The following is a 17196-nucleotide window of genomic DNA, read 5'->3' as shown; positions in this document are numbered from 1 at the left end:
TTTTTCTGACTGAAGTACTATAAAAGAGTTTGTTTCAAAAGTCAGGTCAATCTATGAACTTTAAAACTTACAATTTATGTCAGTTTGCTTAGATTTTCCTGAAAACAAACTCTATTTTTTATAGGTAACCTTAATAATCTGGTCTCCCATAACAATAGAATTGACTACTTTTTGATCGGCATCTGATTTTACCTTTCCCCATACTGTATGTTTACCATCTAACCAGGGGGTTTCTTTGTGAGTGATGAAAAACTGACTGCCGTTGGTATTGGGACCCGAATTTGCCATTGATAAAATACCCGGCGCATCGTGTTTTAAACCGTCAACAAACTCATCATCAAACCGGTAACCGGGATTACCACGGCCATTTCCCAACGGACATCCGCCCTGAATCATAAAATCGTTAATTACACGATGAAAGGTAAGCCCGTCATAAAAACCACGGTCAACAAGACCTAAAAAATTTGCAACAGTTTTAGGGGTTTTGGTTGCAAAAAGGGTAACATTGATTGCCCCTTTGCTGGTTTCTATTGTGGCATCTATGTCTTTATCAAATTTAGCTTTGGCAATAAGTTCTAACATTTCTTGCGGATTTATACCTCTGATGAGGCCTTGTTCATTTGTTTGTGATTGTTGGGTTGGTGGTGGTGTTTGTGTGTTTGCAGTTCCGGTTGTAGTTGTGGTTTCGGTTTTCGTGGTGTCTGATTGAGGTTTTTGATTACAGGATACCATAATGGCAATCGAAACCAATAAAAGAACAGTTATTTTCTTCATTTTTCTGTTATTTAAAAATTAAAATGGAATTGTTAAAAATGAGAACTTTGATTTTTACAGGGCGCAAAGATACAATTTGTTAGAAAAAAACACCTCAAATTTTTTCTGTGTTTAATTTCCGGCAAGTTTGCCCGATGTTTTACCAAAATAAATCAAAATTTGTTCTTTTAACAGGTGCTCTTGTTGAGCAAGACCTTTAATGTTTTCGGGTATTGCCTTTTCTGATTTATAGTGAGGCCATCCTTCTTCGTCAATATATTCCAAAGAAAAATACCCGCACTGACTTAATAAACGACAAACCGCCAGGTGCATAAGATCTTGTTTTTCTTCTTTTGAAAACTCCCGGTGCAATTGTCCAAGTTCTTGTACTCCGATGAGAAATAACAGGCTTTGCAAGTTTGGTTTTCTGCCAAATACAGGTTTAAGCTCTATTAACAATTTCCGGAAGGATCGCTCTGTTTCGCTGTTTTTATCTGTGGGTGTATTTTCTTCTTTCATTTGATATGCAAAATAATATTGGGCTTGCTTTTATTCGGGTTTTAGAGTATCTAAAATATGATCTGAAAGGTTTGCTTTGTAATTATTATTAAAACATAGTTCACAACATTGAATTTCTCAGAAGGTTGTCTTTTGTTTGTTGGTATAGATTAATTAAACAAATTTCCGTTATGTTCTAACTTTCGGTATTCATACTTTTCCTTTGTACTCTGTCTGACGATTTCGAGGTTTTCACCATTTGCCAGGCGTTCATCTTTATTGCCCGGTTTATCCAGAGGCATTCCCATTAAAAACATAAACTCGTTTTGTGATTTTGCAGCAACAAGGACATGTCCACAACGAACACCTGCTATGAATTGCACACTGCCGACAATTTGTTTTTCCGGTTTGTAGGGAACTAAATAACGTTCAAAAAATCCACCCGGCAAAGGATAGCTTTTGGCTCTGTTTTTCATCATATTCGTTTCGCGTGTATAAACAATCTCACTCCCTCTGCAAAAACGCGGCTTAACGATAAGTCCATAAATATACCAAATTAAAACTGCCAAAATCAGCAAGGCAATAATCAGCCATCCACATTTGGCCCAAAAAGTGTCATTTTCTATAATGACTTTTAAATCAAGCTTGTTGTTGGTTGTTGTTTTAATTGACGGTGAATTTGACTTCAATTCAAATGTCAGATTGTCAGTGCCGGTAGGTGTAAAACAAGCACAAAGTCTTTTGACGGGACGAATGGAAAAGGTGCCGTCATCATTTTTATGAATACTCAAATAAAGGTCAGTTTCATTGACCTGAACTATTTCCAAAAGTTTTAGCTCATCTTTTGTCGGTATTCGTGAAGTCCCGTTGTCTAAAATAATTTTGGGAATTACGGTAAAAGAAGGAGCATTGTCTAAATCGGTAACCTTTGCACGCAAGGTAGCCTGACCTCCCGATACATCGAACCCGGCATTTGGAACCGGACACGATTCTTTTTCAAGCGTGTAAATACTGCTAAGTAGATTAAAATAACCTGTAAATTCTGCCGAAACTGATAAAACGATTTTGTTACCTGTAACAGGGACTGTTCCGACAAAGGTTTTGGTTTGTTCATTCAGACGTAAAGTTGTTTTCTGTCCATTAGTTTCGTTGATGGCCTGAACTGTACATTTTTTTAACACTTCATCAGATATGTTTTGATTATTATCGTCTGTCAGGGATGCAGTTATGACGACATTTTTAACCGTATCGCAAATCTTATAGAGAGAGCCTTGTTTTGACTTAATGCCTCCGGACAATTCAGTAGAAAGTTTAACCGCAGCTTCGGGAAGAAACTTGGTGCGGTTCATGTCGGGTGCTGCGCTAAACTCAATTTCTACATTTCCTGTTGGAATTAACCCCAGGGTTGCTTCGAGATGGGTTACATTTCCCGACATACTATAACCTGTTTTTGCTTTATGGGCTTTATAGGATTTATCAGTCAGTAGGGTTTTGCCTTCGGCGGCTGCTTTGGTAATCTTAGGCAAATTGACAGAGGGCTGTGAGGATTGCTGTAATACAACTACTCTTCTCAAAGGAATAGGAGTATTAAAAACAGCTTTGTTGCCTTGTTGCTGCACTTGAATGCCCTTTGAAAAAGACATAATATTGCTGGCAACTTGTTCCATCGTGTTGATGATTTCGGTAAAGTTGCCTTGTGTTCGCAGGGTTTTTGTGGTTGCTCCACTATTGGCAAGATAAGAATCCATCACACTATAAGCCGGATTAACATTGAGGAAAATAACCCTCCCTCCGGTTTGATTAACCAGTGTTTTAAGTTCGTCCGGTTGATTTTGTTCAAAATTTTGCTCGGTAATTTCTCCATCTGACAGAATAATGAGCCACTTCTCTTTTTTGACACTCGATTTTAATCTGACCGAAGCTTTGACAACAGAGGTAAACGGGGTTGTAGCTGCAAGACAATCGTAGGTAGAAGATACCTTTTGGATTGATTCCTGTTTTCCACTAAGGTTGATTGAGGTTTCAACTGCAGGGTGCATTTTAAAAACAAACAACTCGTCCTGAGGATGAAGCAATCCAACCAAAACTTGCATGGCATAATTAATACCTTCACATTGCCCGGCATCTGTCATGCTTTTCGAATTGTCATAAACAACAGCTACTGACCTGTTTTGGGCAAAAACCAGGTTTTGCAAGCTTAAAGCTGAGACAAACAACAAACATGCGAATAAGTTTTTCATGCTGCGCATTTGGTTAAAAGGCAAATATAAAGCATTATGACAATAAACAACTTTTTGAAACTAAAAAATACAAGGATTTTGTCAGGCTATAACAACAGTTTGAGGCTTCAATTAAATTCTAATTGCACGATTTGTTTTATTGCAATCCTTTCAGATAAGAATCCTCCACCTTTTGTCCTAAATTTTTAGCCTTTAATGCGTCAGAAAGTGCCTGTGCCCGATTTCCTAATTCATTGTGGGTATAAGATCTGTTCAAATAAAATTCTCCGTTTTTACCATCCATTTGTATTGCTTTATCAAAGTCAAGGAGCGCTTGTGGCAATTTTTTTAAAGCCCTGAGAGAAATACCCCGCCAGTTATACATTTTAGCATTGTCGTCTTTGTATTTGATATAACTGTCAAAATCTTTCACCGCTTCTTCATGTCTATTCAATACCGCATAAGTAACGCTCCTGTTCAGCCATGCATCGGGATAAATCGGCTTCAACTCCAGTGCACGGGTTGCATCTTCTATCGCTTTTTCGTACAAGCCTAATTGAAACTGAACCGCACTTCGATTGCAAAAAGCCTTGGCATCATCCGGCTTGAGTTCGATGCCTTTGTTGTAGTCTTTGATGGCTTCATCGTTGCGGTTTAAGGTAAAATAAACATTCCCCCTGTTTACATAGGCTAACTGATAATCGGATGAAAGTGAAATGGCCTTATTAAAATCGGCAAGGGCTTTTTGCTGTTGATTTTCATTTCTGAAATAATTTCCACGGTTATTATAGGCCACGGGCGATTTGTCCGGATATTTGGTGATTACATCTGTCCAAAGCAAATCGCTGTTTTGCCAAACTGTTGTGCGATTAAATGTTACAAGCGACAATAAACCTGCAAAAGCCAAAACGGTAATTGTCAATCCTGTTGCCATTTGAGGTCTTTGGTTCTTATAAAAATGATACCCCATTGCCAACACATAAAACAGCCCTATATAAGGCACATAAGTGTAACGTTCAGAAATTATGGCCATCCCCACACTGACAAACTGAAGTACTAAGGCAACATTGATCAAATAAAACAACATCCCAAACACTACCACTTTTGTGCGTTTGAAAGACCAAACCACAGCCCCTAACAAAGCAAGGGCGGCTAAAAATGTGAGATAATAAACCATAGGTACTCCTTTGGATACATCAGGATAAGGATGTAATACAGACATATTGTAAGGAATAAACATTTTTACAATATACATAACCGTTCCATAGGCTGCAAACATAAAACGCTGAACAATGGTATAACTCTCAAAACTGCCGATTGCTGTTTTTGATTGGATGATTACAGTCAGATAACCAATTATAAAGGCAATTATAAAAAACGGAATTTTTTCGACAAGTGATTTTACATTAACCTTGCGCTCCATGTACCAATCCAACAAAATGAGTACGACCGGAAGCGTTACTGCAGCAGGCTTGCTCAATGCTGACAGAACAAACATAAAAAGACTTAGCGCAATTAAGGTTATTTTGGGCTTTTCCAGAAATCTCAAATATAAAATCAGGCTTAGCATAAAGAAAAAGGTGTATAGCACATCCTTTCTCTCAGAAATCCATGCAACCGATTCAAGGTGCAATGGATGAATAGCAAATAATAGCGCAACAATTAAAGCAACATCTTGTTTTTGCCGGCTGATTTGTAATATAAAATAGAATACTAATACAGTATTGAGTAAATGAAAAATTAAATTGACTAAATGATACCAGAAAGGTTCCATTCCGGTTATTTGAAAATCAATTGCCAGCGACAGAATAGTAAGGGGGTGATAATTTGAAGCAATAGGTTCGGTAAAATAGGTTTTCAGGTTTTCACCCAAATTGACCAACAAGGGGTTTTCGGTTATATAAATATCATCGTCCCAATTGACAAAATCAGCCTTCAGAACCGGAAAAAGGACAATCAGGGAAAATAAAACGATTCCAGCCAACATCCAAACTGTTCGATTTTGAAAATTCAGATAAGTTGTGTTTCGGTTTGCTTTATGTTGCCTGGTTTTTGCTGTATTCTCCTGATGAACGGGAGTTGTTTTTTTCTTGCTCATGATGTTTTACCTTGTTTTGTGCAAATATATAATTTTGTCGGTGGTAAGTAGTTAAACTTTTCAAAAAACCACTTCTAACCCGATTCGTAACTATTTGTTAGAAGAGTATAAATATTGTAGTTAAAGAAAAATCAAAGAAACTTATAGAATCTGAATGTAACCTGTTTCTTAGGATGTTGAATTGAAAACCTTTCCCGGAAATTCAAATGTTAGAAACCTGAAAAAAACGCGCTTATTTGTAACACTTTGTTTGTCTTCAAGAAAAAAAGCGTTAAACAGACAAAACTGCTTAACGCCACCATGTATGTATGAAAAAGACTACTATGCTTAACTAATTTCCAAAAAACAGGCCAAATTTTATTGAGTTGTAAAGATATACCCAACAAATCAAAACAAATGTTAAACAATGGTTAAGGTTTGTTAAATTAAATATGGATAAGTTGAGATAAATGAGGTTTAAAAATCGTTGCTTTTTTAATTAATGTTATATTATTGTATAAATGTATGGTTTTATAATTGGGGTGTGTTTTTCTATATCTGCCAAAGAAAGGTAACACTCTTGTTTTCGTTTTTATTTATTCTTAAAACAAACTAACTTCCTGACACTTAGACAAACCATAAACTAAGCTCCCATTTTTTTTAAAACCACTCAAACACATTGTCAAACAAACTAAGATTTAAAAAAGATATGGGCTGATTTTACTTCAAGAATTCAGAATTAATACAGTTTTGTTTCAAACAAGAAACCTGATAAACTTTAATGTTCTTAATTTTGTAGTTAAGAAGAACACAAAAAATAGACAAACTGAAAGACAAATGAGCAAACACGGAAGGGTTTTGGTAGCAATGAGCGGTGGGATTGACAGTACAGTAACTGCCGCAATGCTTCATCAACAAGGATATGAGGTGATTGGAATAACAATGAAAACCTGGGATTATGCATCATCCGGAGGCACAGGTAAAGAAACCGGATGTTGTAGTTTGGATTCTATTAACGATGCCCGTGCGGTTGCCGTTGAATTTGGATTTCACCATTTTATTATTGACATCAGGGAAGAGTTTGGAGATTGGGTGATTGATAATTTTGTAGAAGAATACATAGCCGGACGAACTCCTAATCCTTGTATATTGTGTAACACGCATATCAAATGGGCAGCATTGTTAAAGCGGGCAAATGCCTTAGACTGTGAGTTTATTGCAACCGGTCATTATGCTCAAAAACGCTTTGAAAACGAACGTTACATTATTTACAAAGGAATTGATGACCTGAAAGATCAGTCTTATGTACTTTGGGGGTTAAGTCAGGAAAATCTGGCACGAACCATGTTTCCAGTTGGAGGATTTGTCAAATCTGAAATTCGCAAAATGGCAACCGAATGGGGATATCATGATCTGGCTCAAAAATCGGAGAGCTACGAAATATGTTTTATCCCGGACAACGACTATCGTGGGTTTCTAAAAAGAAAAGTAGCCGGTTTGGAAGAACGGGTCAAAGACGGAACCTTTGTTTCGGTCAGCGGTAAAATTTTGGGTAAACATGATGGCTATCCATTCTTCACAATCGGTCAACGCAAAGGGTTAGGAATAGCATTAGGAAAACCGGTGTATGTTGTAAAAATCATTCCTGAAACTAATACTGTTGTTTTGGGGACTGAGGAAGAAATTCAACAAAACGGGATGGTTGTCAAAAACATTAATATGGTAAAATATCCGGATGCTATTGCCGGAATGGAAACCACAACTAAAATAAGATCCCACCATATTGGGGCTCCCGCCTATATAAAACAGGATGGAGATAAAATGAACGTGTTGTTTCATGAATGGGTAGATGCCATAGCACCCGGACAATCTGCTGTTTTTTATGAGGGGAACGATGTCATTGGTGGAGGACATATCGAAAAGAGCTATGAAGTTGATATGTCTGGAGCAATCTTTTAAAGCAGTATATAAAAAATACTATCTTTGCGAACTGCTTTTTAAATTGAGTGCTAAAGATTACAAAAATCGAAAAAAAGTAAGTATCAAAGCAAATTGCAGTCAATTAACATCTGTATTTGGTTTTCTAAACTTGTCAGATTTTACATTTTTTTATTGAAAGGTTCCGGCTTATAAAACTATGCAAAACCCTTTACAACGAATAGGCGAATTTAGTATAATGATAGGGCGCATGTTTAGCAAGCCCGAAAAGAATTCGATGTATTGGAAAGAATTGCTTCGTCAAATGAATCAGATAGGCGTTGAATCAATTCCAATTATTGCAGTAGTGGCACTGTTTATTGGTGCGGTAACGGCAGTTCAATTTGCTTATCAAATTCAGGATTTTTTAGTGCCCGTATATTATGTAGGGTTTATTGTCCGAGATTCTATGATTATCGAAATGGCTCCTACTATTTCCTGTATGATTTTAGCCGGTAAAGTTGGGTCAAACATAGCAAGCGAATTGGGAAATATGCGAATAACCTCTCAGATTGATGCCATCGAAATCATGGGAATTAACTCCGCAGGTTATTTATTAGGAACTAAAATTTTAGCTGCTTTAATAACTATTCCTGCATTGATAATCATAGCAGCCATTCTTGGAATTTTTGGAGGGCTGTTTGCAACTATTGCTGCCGATATCAGCACCATTCAAGAATATGAACGGGGACTTAGAGCTTTTTTTATGCCTTTTAATGTTAGGTTGATGCTGACAAAAGGGGCAGCTTTTGCACTAATTTTGTCCTCTGTTTCATGTTTTCAGGGCTATTATGTAAAAGGTGGAGCGATTGAAATAGGACAGGCAAGTACACGAGCTGTTGTGTTGTCAAACATATTAATTTTAATAGCTGATTATTTTATTGCTTTTGCATTGTTAAAATAATTCTTATCCTTCAAGTCATAATACTTTGAGTTAATAAAATAGTACACATTAAACAACCCATGAAATTTTTACATCACTTTGGAAAATACCTGATCATGCTTCGCGATATGTTTTCGCGACCGGAAAACTATGTGATGTACTGGAAAGAATTGCTTCGTCAAATGAACGGGGTAGGAGTGGGATCTTTGATAATAGTGGGGGTGATTTCAGTGTTTGTTGGAGCCGTAACTGCCCTTCAATTTGCATATCAGTTAGGTAGTACCTTTTTCCCGGAATATTTAATAGGATATATTGTTCGCGATACCATGATTATCGAACTTGCTCCTACGCTATCGGGTCTTGTTTTAGCCGGCAAAGTTGGTTCAAATGTTGCCGGCGAGTTGGGAACAATGCGAATTTCAGAACAGATTGATGCCTTGGAAATTATGGGAATTAACCCCAACAGTTATTTGATAATGCCCAAAATTTCTGCGTCCATCATTATTATCCCTCCTTTAATTGTGCTTTCAGCAACATTGGGTATTTTTGGCGGCTATTGGGCTGCTGAAAACTACGGTATTTCTCCGTCCAATTATCAAAAAGGACTACTGTATTTGTTCGATCCGTTTAATGTGGTTATTATGACGGTTAAATCGGTTATTTTTGCATTTGTAATTGCTTCAGTAGCTTGCTATCAAGGATTTTACGTTAAAGGCGGTGCATTAGATATAGGCCGGGCTAGTACAAGAGCAGTTGTTTTCAGCAGTATTTTGGTCATATTTTTTGACTATGTTGTTGCGTTGTTGATGACCTGAAACATCAACCATTTTTTTTAATTTTTCCAAGTAAAGATGATAGAAATAACGAATCTGAAAAAATCTTTTGAAGACAAAGAAATTCTTAAAGGAATCAGCACATCTTTTGAAGCAGGCAAAACCAATTTAGTGATAGGCACAAGCGGTTCTGGCAAAACTGTTTTTGTTAAATGTTTGGTTGGCTTGCTGGAACCAACAAGTGGAACCATTTCTTATGATGGAATTGATTTTACCGCACTTTCTCACCGTGAAAAAAAAGCCATTCGAACTCAAATCGGCATGTTGTTTCAGGGCAGCGCATTGTTCGACTCAATGACTGTGGAGGAAAACGTCATGTTCCCCCTAAATATGTTTACCAACATGACATCTAAAGAAAAGCTAAACCGGGTAAATTTTTGTTTGGAAAGGGTAAACCTTATTGGTGCGAACAAAAAATATCCCGCCGAAATTAGTGGAGGCATGATGAAAAGGGTAGGGATAGCACGAGCAATTGTCTTAAACCCCAAATACTTGTTTTGTGATGAACCCAATTCTGGTTTAGACCCCCAAACAGCCCTTTTAATAGATGAGTTACTCAGCGATATTACTCATGAATACAAAACAATTACCATAATCAATACCCATGATATGAATTCAGTGATGGGGATGGGTGAAAAAATTGTTTTTCTGCACAAAGGATTTAAAGAATGGGAGGGTAGTAGCAATGATATTTTGAATACCAACAATGAAATTTTATTTAACTTCATTTTTGCTTCCGACTTTTTAAAACAACTGCGCAAAGGTGCGGGTGAAGCCATTCAACATGAATCTCCTCCTAATCAATAAGTTAAAAGATAATCTTAGAATAATATGTACAAGAAATTCAGTGTTATACTCATTCTAATTGCTGCGCTAATAGCATGCAGCAATGGTCAAAGCGGAAATCAATCCGAACCTATTGTTGGTTCTGATAGTGCAGAGCCGGCCACTAAAGATGCAAAAATCAAAATTTCTGTTGAAGGAATAAACAGTGGTGTTGCAAAACTAATTGGTGTTTTTGGTGATCAAAATTTTATTGCAGACTCAGCTGTCATCAATCAGGATGGTTCTTTTATTTTTGAAAGGGACTCTGTTTATTTAGCAGGATTATATTTTGTCGTTTTACCCCAAAACCAAAATTTTCAGATGATTGTTGATGCAAATCAACATTTTTCAATGAAAACCAAAAAATCAGATTTTGTCAAGAATATGGAAGTAACAAACTCCATAGATAATACGCTGTTGTACCAAAGTTTGGTTTACCAAATAGATATTGATAATAAATTTGGCAATATTCAAAGGCAACTGGATGCTGCTACTAAAAACAGCCCCGAATATTTAAAAATTAAGGCAGAACAAGATCAACTGGTTGCAGAAAGGATGGCCTATATTGAAGGTTTCAGGAAAAGCCACCCCACTGCTTTTTTTACTAAATTTAAAATCGCAGGACAGAACCCTTTAGTAGAAGAACCCAAAAAGAAAGATGGAACTTTAGACACAGCAATGCAAACCTATTTATACCGTTCAAAATTTTGGAAAGATGTTGATTTTTCTGATGAACGCCTGCTCAGAACCCCGGTTATTCACAATAAATTGAAGCGTTATATACTTGAAATCACTCCACAGCTTCAAGACTCAATTATAAAATCTGCAACAATCGTTACAGATTTGTCAAAAGCTAATAAGCAAATGTTCAAGTTTGTGGCTAATTGGATAGCATTGCAATTTCAGGTTGGTAAAACCAAAATGATGGGTGGTGAGGCTGTTTATGTTCACATGATTGATAAATACTTTACTCATGAACTTGCTTTTTGGTCAGATTCTACTGAAATCAAAGGGCTGCGCAAACAAGCCAATGAGTTAAAAGCCAGCTTGTTGGGGCAAATAGGGCAGGATGTAAAAGCCAAAGATCAAAATGGTCAGTACAGATCATTATATGATTTAAAGTCCGATTATGTTTTGGTTTATATTTACAATCCGGATTGTGAACACTGCCAAAAAGAGACCCCTGTTGTAAAAAGAGCATGGGACAAATACAAAAACAAGGGCTTTGATGTTTATGCAATTGCTACTGAAACTGACGACAGCAAATGGCGAGCTTATATTGCCAAAGAAAAGTTAGCATTCACAAATGTCTATGACCCGACTTATGAAAGCAAATATTATTTAAAATACCATATAGACATAACCCCCGAACTTTATTTGCTGGATAAAGACCGAAAAATAATTGCCAAAAACATCAACGGAGAGCAGTTAGAAGAACTGCTTTCAATAAAACTTGGCAATTAAATTTTGTAGTTTGTCGCTTTTACAATACAATTTTATAAAGCATTAAATTACAGAGTAACTTACTGTGATTTAGTGCTTTTTCTATTTTATCTATAAAAATAGTAGTTTTTAAATAATCCGACATCTGCAACCGTCTTGCTAATCATGCCATCTTGACAACAAAATCACCTGAAACATGTCAAAAAAATGCCCCATCCTATTCGCTCTTTTACTTTGTCCTTTAATTGTTTTATCTCAGGTTACAGGAGGGCAAAGTACCTATATGTTTTTAACCATGCCCCAATCAGCAAGAATTAGCGCTTTAGGTGGTTATCAGATAGCCCTATCAGATCAAGATGTCAGTTTTGGCACTCAAAATCCTGCGCTCTATAATCCCGAAATGCACCAATTTCTGCAGGTTAACCATCATCTCTTTTTTGACGGAATACATCAAGGGTATGTCGCTTATGCTCAACATTTCGACAGTATAGCCACAACTTTTGCAGCAGGATTACAATATATTTCTTATGGAAAATTTGCACTGACTGATGAAACAGGACAGGAAAACGGAACTTTTAGCGGAGGTGAATATGCCTTCAATTTAGGAGGCTCCAGAAATTACAAATCCATTTCCTATGGTGCCAACTTAAAAATTATTGGCTCACATCTGGAAAGCTATAATTCTTTTGGGATTGCTTTAGATGTTGGGGGGTATTACAGACATCCGGAAAGTAATTTTTCTGTAGGATTGACTTTTAAAAATATTGGAACTCAGATTTCTACTTATTACGTTACTCGAGAAAATCTGCCTTTTGATATTCAATTGGGTATTTCACAACGATTAAAATATCTTCCTTTCAGATTGAGCATTATAGCACACCATTTACATCGCTGGAATATCAGATTTAATGATCCGGCATTACAGGCAAATAATAATTTGTTCAATAACAATCAAAGCAATTCAGATAAAAAATATATTGTAGATAAATTTTTCAGGCACCTGGTGTTTAACGGTGAAATTTACTTAGGAAGAGTATTCATGATTCAAGCCGGATACAATCATTTAAGGAGGCAGGAAATGGGAATAAATGCAAAAAGAACCCTAACAGGATTTTCTTTTGGAGCAGGAATAAAAATAAAAAGGTTTACTTTTAATTATGGCAAAGCGTTTTATCATGCATCGGGAGGGAATAACCATATAGGACTTAGCATGAATCTTCATAATTAGTAACATTTTTGGTTAAGGATTTTGTTAAGAACTCTTAAAACTAAACCAACATTCCTTTAAATCATCCATAATGCTAAAAAATCAAATCATTACAAAAGCATCCGGGGAGCGAACAAATTTTGATGTTCAGAAACTTAAAAACTCTCTTAGAAAATCAGGAGCTGATGAGCAAACTATTGAGTTGATTGTTGACAATATTGTCAGTAAATTGTATGAAAACATTACTACCAAAGAAATCTATACCCTGGCATTTTCAATGTTGCGAAGTACAAATCAAAAACCGTTTGCAGCAAAATACAAGCTTAAAAATGCTATTATGGAGTTAGGACCATCGGGGTATCCTTTTGAAAAATATTTTGCTGAAATTTTAAAACATCAGGGATATGATGCTGACGTTTCGGTGATGGTAAATGGATTGTGTGTAAAACACGAAATTGACATTTTAGCGAGCTTCAAGAATGAAATTCATTTTATTGAATGTAAATATCACAATGGCCGTGGTGTAATTACAGATGTAAAGACTTCCCTTTATATAAAATCCAGATTTGAAGATGTAAAAAATGCTCAAATGAATTTAAAAGAAAATAAAGGGAAAAACATGTTTGGATGGGTTGTAACAAACACACATTTTTCTGATGATGCCATTAAGTTTGGAATATGTTCAGGACTTAAATTATTGGGTTGGAATTATCCTGAAGGTAAAAGTCTCAAAGAACATATAGACCGAACCGGTTTGCATCCTTTAACTTGTTTGACAACTTTGACAAAAACCGAAAAAGGTGAGTTATTGGATAGAAAGATTGTTCTTTGCAAAGAAATTGCAGAAGATCCTAATCTATTAGCATCTATCGGCATTTCAAAAGTTAGAATTCGTAAAATTTCAGAAGAAGCCACTTTATTGTCTAAATAACAGAAATTGGTTCAACTTTTTTAAAATAAGATAAAGTTTGTTGAAGACCGTCTGCAAATTTTACCTTTGGTTCGTATTTAAGAATGTTTTGGGCTTTGGTAATATCTGCTAATGAAACTTTAACATCACCACTACGCGAATTGCGATAAATCGGGCGTTGTTCGCTTTTTAATAAACGAGCAAGCAAATTAAACAAATCATTGACTGAATATTGCTCTCCAACAGCTACATTGTATATCTGATTGATTGCAATAGGATTTTGTGTGAACATAGCCAAAATATTGGCTTGAACTGCATTGGCTACAAACGTAAAATCGCGTGTTTGTTCCCCATTTCCATCAATATAAACCGGATTTCCACTCTTCAAACCTTCAATAAATAATGGGATAACTGCTGCATAAGCCCCTTTTGGACTTTGTCTCGGTCCAAAAACATTAAAATACCTTAATCCAATAAATTCCATCCCATAAACTTGAGCAAAAACACGGGAATATAATTCATTTGTGAGTTTAGAAACGGCGTATGGTGATAAAGGATTTCCAATTTTTTCTTCTTTTTTAGGTAATGTTACATCGTCTCCATAAACTGAAGAAGAAGAAGCAAAAACCACCCTTTTCACTTTGTTTTCATAAGCAGCCTTGATTATATTTACAAATCCATCCACATTTACAGTGTTAGTGTATATTGGGTTTTCAATGGATCTGGGCACACTGCCGATTGCAGCCTGATGACAGACCAAATCAATCCCTTTACAAGATTCTACACAGGTCGGATAATGTCTGATATCACCTTCGATTAGTTCAAAAGCCGGGTTTTTCAAAAAAGGCTCAATATTTTCCCGAAAACCCGTACTTAAATCATCAATTACACGAACCTTTCCTGCTCCATGAAACAATAAATATTCAACTATATGAGAACCTATAAAGCCGGCTCCTCCGGTTATAAGAATGGAAAAATGCTTTAAAGTGTTTTGATGAAAAGAATGGTTGTAAAGTGAAGACTGCATTTTTTAGTTTTTAAGGGCTTTTCTAAGATAGTTTAACCATACATTTTTTCGTAATATTGGCGATACTCTCCTGAAGTAACGTGCTTTAACCATTCTTCGTTTGACAAATACCAATCTACAGTTTTATTTAGAGCTTCTTCGAAACTTAATGAAGGTTTCCACCCTAACTCGGTTTGGATTTTAGTTGAATCAATGGCATAGCGGCGGTCATGACCCGGGCGGTCTTTGACAAATGTGATTAACTGTTCGGATGTTCCCTTATCCCGATGCAATTTATTGTCAATAATCCGGCAAAGCAGTTTAATCAGGTCAATGTTTTTCCATTCGTTACTGCCACCGATATTATAGGTACTGCCATTCATTCCATGATGAAATGCCAGATCAATTGCCGAAGCATGATCTTCTACCCAAAGCCAATCCCTTGTATATTGCCCATCTCCATATACAGGTACGGATTTAAAATTACATAAGTTATGGATAGCTAATGGAATAAGTTTTTCAGGAAACTGATAGGGTCCGTAATTGTTAGAACAATTTGTTATGACAACAGGCAATTGATAGGTATGCCAGTAAGCCCGCGCCAAATGATCGGATGCCGCTTTACTTGCTGAATAAGGTGAACGTGGATCGTAAGCTGTTGTTTCAGTAAAAAATCCAGTTTCTCCCAAAGAACCATATACTTCATCTGTTGAAACATGGAAAAAACGTTTCCCGTCAAAATTATTTTGCCATAAATGACGGGCGGCGTTCAACAGATTTGCCGTTCCAACTATATTAGTCATTACAAAATCAGTAGGCTGATGTATAGACCGATCAACATGAGATTCCGCAGCTAAATGAATGACCCCATCAAATTGATAAGCGCTGAAAAGTTCGTTGATAAAAGAAAGGTCAGTAATGCTCCCTTTTACAAATATATAATTAGGGTAAATTTCGATATCTCTAAGATTTTCGAGATTTCCGGCATAAGTCAACGCATCTAAATTTATGATTTGATATTGAGGGTACTTTTTAACCATTAACCGAACTAAATGAGAACCAATAAAGCCGGCACCCCCGGTAATCAAAAATTTCTTTTGTATCATGTAATTAGCAGATTATCAACGAAGCAACAAAGGTAAAGTAAATTGCCCATTTGAAGTTGTGAAAACTGTGAAATATGTGCCCGTGCTAAATTCACTCAGGCTGATGGAAAATTCTTCTTCAACATTCACGCTTTTCAGTGTTTCATGTTTCAGTACTTTTCCAGACAGATCAGTAATGTAAATTTGTTTCAAATCTTGTGAAGTTAAAATTTTTAGATCCATTGATGAATCTAAAGGGTTTGGGTACAATAAAATTTGAGGAATTTGTTTTTGAAAATCATTATTTCCTACGGTTATGTCTTCATACAAATGCAAGGCTTCTTTGAAACAGCTAATGACATTTTCTTCTATGGAAGGCAATTCATTAAACCAACTAAAATCGTACTGCCAATCCCAATAAATCCATGGAATATTTAACTCTGTAATCAAGTTTCCAATATGCGACATCCAGTTGCACCGGCTTTGATAGTCAGCATGAATTCCAACACCAAATTCTCCCAAAAATACCGGTACATTATTAGTATCCCTCCAGCCTGATACTGAATAAAAAATGTTTGTCAGCAAAGTATCATTATTATTTAGTGGAAAAGGAGTTCCGGTTGGAAAAGGAAAAGGCTGAGCCCATGGAAATCCCTGATGTGTAAAATTATACGGCTCATAGACATGGAAAGTATATATTATATTGTTGTCCTCATAAGGGGTTGTTACAGCAAGTGCTAATCCTAAGTTAGCGGCATGTGCACCTATAAGAAGGGTGTGTTGAGTTGTAACTGTTCTGATTGAATCTATACATGCTTGGTAAAAGGGGCGAATGATAGATTCGGGTAATAACAGGGGAGGCTCGTTCCAAATTTCAAAGAAATATCGTTCAGGATCAAGTTCGTTAAAATATTCAGCCAATTGTTTCCACATAGCTGCCATTCTTGGAATTTGCTCTAAATAGTTACCTGTGCTGATTTCCCAACCATGATGATTGTCAATTATGAGTATCATGTCCAATTCTTCTGCCCAAACAATTGCTGAATCTATGAGTGCAAAAGTCATATTGTCTGTATGTATATTGTAAGGCGGGAGTTGATCAGTAAAATGAGCAAACGTTACGGGCAATCTCAACGATTTCATCCCTGCTTCTTTCATATCTTGAACACTTTGGCGGGTATAAGCAGTAGGATTGGGGTAATTTGTTTGCCAGGTAGCTTCCAGCCAGTTCGAAAAATTTTGACCTCTTTGAATTAACTGAACCCGGTCATGAGCTAAAGTTTGTGCAGATAAAGGAACAGTGTTAAATAAGAAAATAAAGCAACCCAAACTATTCAATATCAAAAAGATGAAAGTCCTCATATACCTTAAGAATGATAATTAAAAATGGCGGTTGATAAAATTTGACAATCAAAAAAAAGTAAAATTGCTATTTCACCGGTTAAAATTAGGCAAATATGCCAATTTAAATAAATTGTCT

14 protein-coding genes are annotated in these 17196 nt (G+C 36.2%); 7 read left to right on the top strand and 7 right to left on the bottom strand.

Annotated features, from left to right (window positions below):
• Positions 1 to 111 precede the first annotated feature (111 nt).
• The 4 genes from IPM47_15080 to IPM47_15065 form a co-directional block, all read right to left on the bottom strand.
• Positions 112 to 582 carry a peptidylprolyl isomerase gene (locus IPM47_15080; protein ID QQS31491.1) on the bottom strand — a complete coding sequence of 157 codons (471 nt, stop codon included), beginning with the start codon at positions 580 to 582 and terminating at the stop codon, positions 112 to 114.
• Between the two features lie 303 nt (positions 583 to 885).
• Positions 886 to 1272: a hypothetical protein gene (locus IPM47_15075; protein QQS28180.1), complete on the bottom strand. Its 387-nt coding sequence runs from the start codon at positions 1270 to 1272 to the stop codon at positions 886 to 888.
• Positions 1273 to 1421: 149 nt separating this feature from the next.
• Positions 1422 to 3491, bottom strand: coding sequence for a hypothetical protein (locus IPM47_15070; protein QQS28179.1), 2070 nt, complete (start codon positions 3489 to 3491; stop codon positions 1422 to 1424).
• 136 nt (positions 3492 to 3627) lie between these two features.
• Entirely contained in the window at positions 3628 to 5568 is a 1941-nt protein-coding gene (locus IPM47_15065; GenBank protein ID QQS28178.1) for a tetratricopeptide repeat protein, read from the bottom strand.
• Between the two features lie 816 nt (positions 5569 to 6384).
• On the opposite strand from IPM47_15065, the gene mnmA reads away from it, so the two are divergent.
• From mnmA to IPM47_15030, 7 genes are all read left to right on the top strand, one after another.
• The gene (gene mnmA / locus IPM47_15060; protein QQS28177.1) at positions 6385 to 7506 is read left to right on the top strand and encodes a tRNA 2-thiouridine(34) synthase MnmA; all 1122 of its coding nucleotides are present in this window, start codon (positions 6385 to 6387) and stop codon (positions 7504 to 7506) included.
• 178 nt (positions 7507 to 7684) lie between these two features.
• Complete coding sequence (locus IPM47_15055) at positions 7685 to 8428, top strand: ABC transporter permease (GenBank protein QQS28176.1); 744 nt, start codon at positions 7685 to 7687, stop codon at positions 8426 to 8428.
• A 59-nt stretch (positions 8429 to 8487) separates the two neighbouring features.
• On the top strand, positions 8488 to 9222 hold the full coding sequence (locus IPM47_15050; protein ID QQS28175.1) for an ABC transporter permease: 735 nt from the start codon (positions 8488 to 8490) through the stop codon (positions 9220 to 9222).
• A 36-nt stretch (positions 9223 to 9258) separates the two neighbouring features.
• On the top strand, positions 9259 to 10047 hold the full coding sequence (locus IPM47_15045; GenBank protein ID QQS28174.1) for an ATP-binding cassette domain-containing protein: 789 nt from the start codon (positions 9259 to 9261) through the stop codon (positions 10045 to 10047).
• A 24-nt stretch (positions 10048 to 10071) separates the two neighbouring features.
• Positions 10072 to 11529, top strand: a complete 1458-nt coding sequence (locus tag IPM47_15040) for a redoxin domain-containing protein (protein QQS28173.1) — start codon at positions 10072 to 10074, stop codon at positions 11527 to 11529.
• A 175-nt stretch (positions 11530 to 11704) separates the two neighbouring features.
• Positions 11705 to 12736, top strand: a complete 1032-nt coding sequence (gene porQ / locus IPM47_15035; protein ID QQS28172.1) for a type IX secretion system protein PorQ — start codon at positions 11705 to 11707, stop codon at positions 12734 to 12736.
• Positions 12737 to 12806: 70 nt separating this feature from the next.
• On the top strand, positions 12807 to 13646 hold the full coding sequence (locus IPM47_15030; protein QQS28171.1) for an ATPase: 840 nt from the start codon (positions 12807 to 12809) through the stop codon (positions 13644 to 13646).
• Here IPM47_15030 and IPM47_15025 read toward each other — a convergent pair.
• Genes IPM47_15025 through IPM47_15015 form a run of 3 tightly spaced genes read right to left on the bottom strand, consistent with a single transcriptional unit; the run spans position 13639 to position 17078 of the window.
• Positions 13639 to 14652, bottom strand: coding sequence for an SDR family oxidoreductase (locus IPM47_15025; GenBank protein ID QQS28170.1), 1014 nt, complete (start codon positions 14650 to 14652; stop codon positions 13639 to 13641). The genes IPM47_15030 and IPM47_15025 overlap by 8 nt on opposite strands.
• A 32-nt stretch (positions 14653 to 14684) precedes the next feature.
• Entirely contained in the window at positions 14685 to 15737 is a 1053-nt protein-coding gene (gene rfbB, locus IPM47_15020) for a dTDP-glucose 4,6-dehydratase (GenBank protein QQS28169.1), read from the bottom strand.
• A 15-nt stretch (positions 15738 to 15752) separates the two neighbouring features.
• Entirely contained in the window at positions 15753 to 17078 is a 1326-nt protein-coding gene (locus IPM47_15015) for a cellulase family glycosylhydrolase (protein ID QQS28168.1), read from the bottom strand.
• Between the last annotated feature and the right edge of the window lie 118 nt (positions 17079 to 17196).

It is taken from the genome of Sphingobacteriales bacterium, from assembly GCA_016700115.1.
Classification (GTDB): Bacteria; Bacteroidota; Bacteroidia; order Chitinophagales; family UBA2359; genus UBA2359.
Note: the sequence above shows the minus strand (reverse complement) of the source record. Positions and strands in the feature narration are given on the sequence as shown.

Excerpts from the sequence above, each read along its gene's own strand:
- IPM47_15080 (QQS31491.1), bottom strand. The coding sequence starts at position 582 with ATGTTAGAACTTATTGCCAAAGCTAAATTTGATAAAGACATAGATGCC.
- IPM47_15075 (QQS28180.1), bottom strand. The coding sequence starts at position 1,272 with ATGAAAGAAGAAAATACACCCACAGATAAAAACAGCGAAACAGAGCGA.
- IPM47_15070 (QQS28179.1), bottom strand. The coding sequence starts at position 3,491 with ATGAAAAACTTATTCGCATGTTTGTTGTTTGTCTCAGCTTTAAGCTTG.
- IPM47_15065 (QQS28178.1), bottom strand. The coding sequence starts at position 5,568 with ATGAGCAAGAAAAAAACAACTCCCGTTCATCAGGAGAATACAGCAAAA.
- mnmA (QQS28177.1), top strand. The coding sequence starts at position 6,385 with ATGAGCAAACACGGAAGGGTTTTGGTAGCAATGAGCGGTGGGATTGAC.
- IPM47_15055 (QQS28176.1), top strand. The coding sequence starts at position 7,685 with ATGCAAAACCCTTTACAACGAATAGGCGAATTTAGTATAATGATAGGG.
- IPM47_15050 (QQS28175.1), top strand. The coding sequence starts at position 8,488 with ATGAAATTTTTACATCACTTTGGAAAATACCTGATCATGCTTCGCGAT.
- IPM47_15045 (QQS28174.1), top strand. The coding sequence starts at position 9,259 with ATGATAGAAATAACGAATCTGAAAAAATCTTTTGAAGACAAAGAAATT.
- IPM47_15040 (QQS28173.1), top strand. The coding sequence starts at position 10,072 with ATGTACAAGAAATTCAGTGTTATACTCATTCTAATTGCTGCGCTAATA.
- porQ (QQS28172.1), top strand. The coding sequence starts at position 11,705 with ATGTCAAAAAAATGCCCCATCCTATTCGCTCTTTTACTTTGTCCTTTA.
- IPM47_15030 (QQS28171.1), top strand. The coding sequence starts at position 12,807 with ATGCTAAAAAATCAAATCATTACAAAAGCATCCGGGGAGCGAACAAAT.
- IPM47_15025 (QQS28170.1), bottom strand. The coding sequence starts at position 14,652 with ATGCAGTCTTCACTTTACAACCATTCTTTTCATCAAAACACTTTAAAG.
- rfbB (QQS28169.1), bottom strand. The coding sequence starts at position 15,737 with ATGATACAAAAGAAATTTTTGATTACCGGGGGTGCCGGCTTTATTGGT.
- IPM47_15015 (QQS28168.1), bottom strand. The coding sequence starts at position 17,078 with ATGAGGACTTTCATCTTTTTGATATTGAATAGTTTGGGTTGCTTTATT.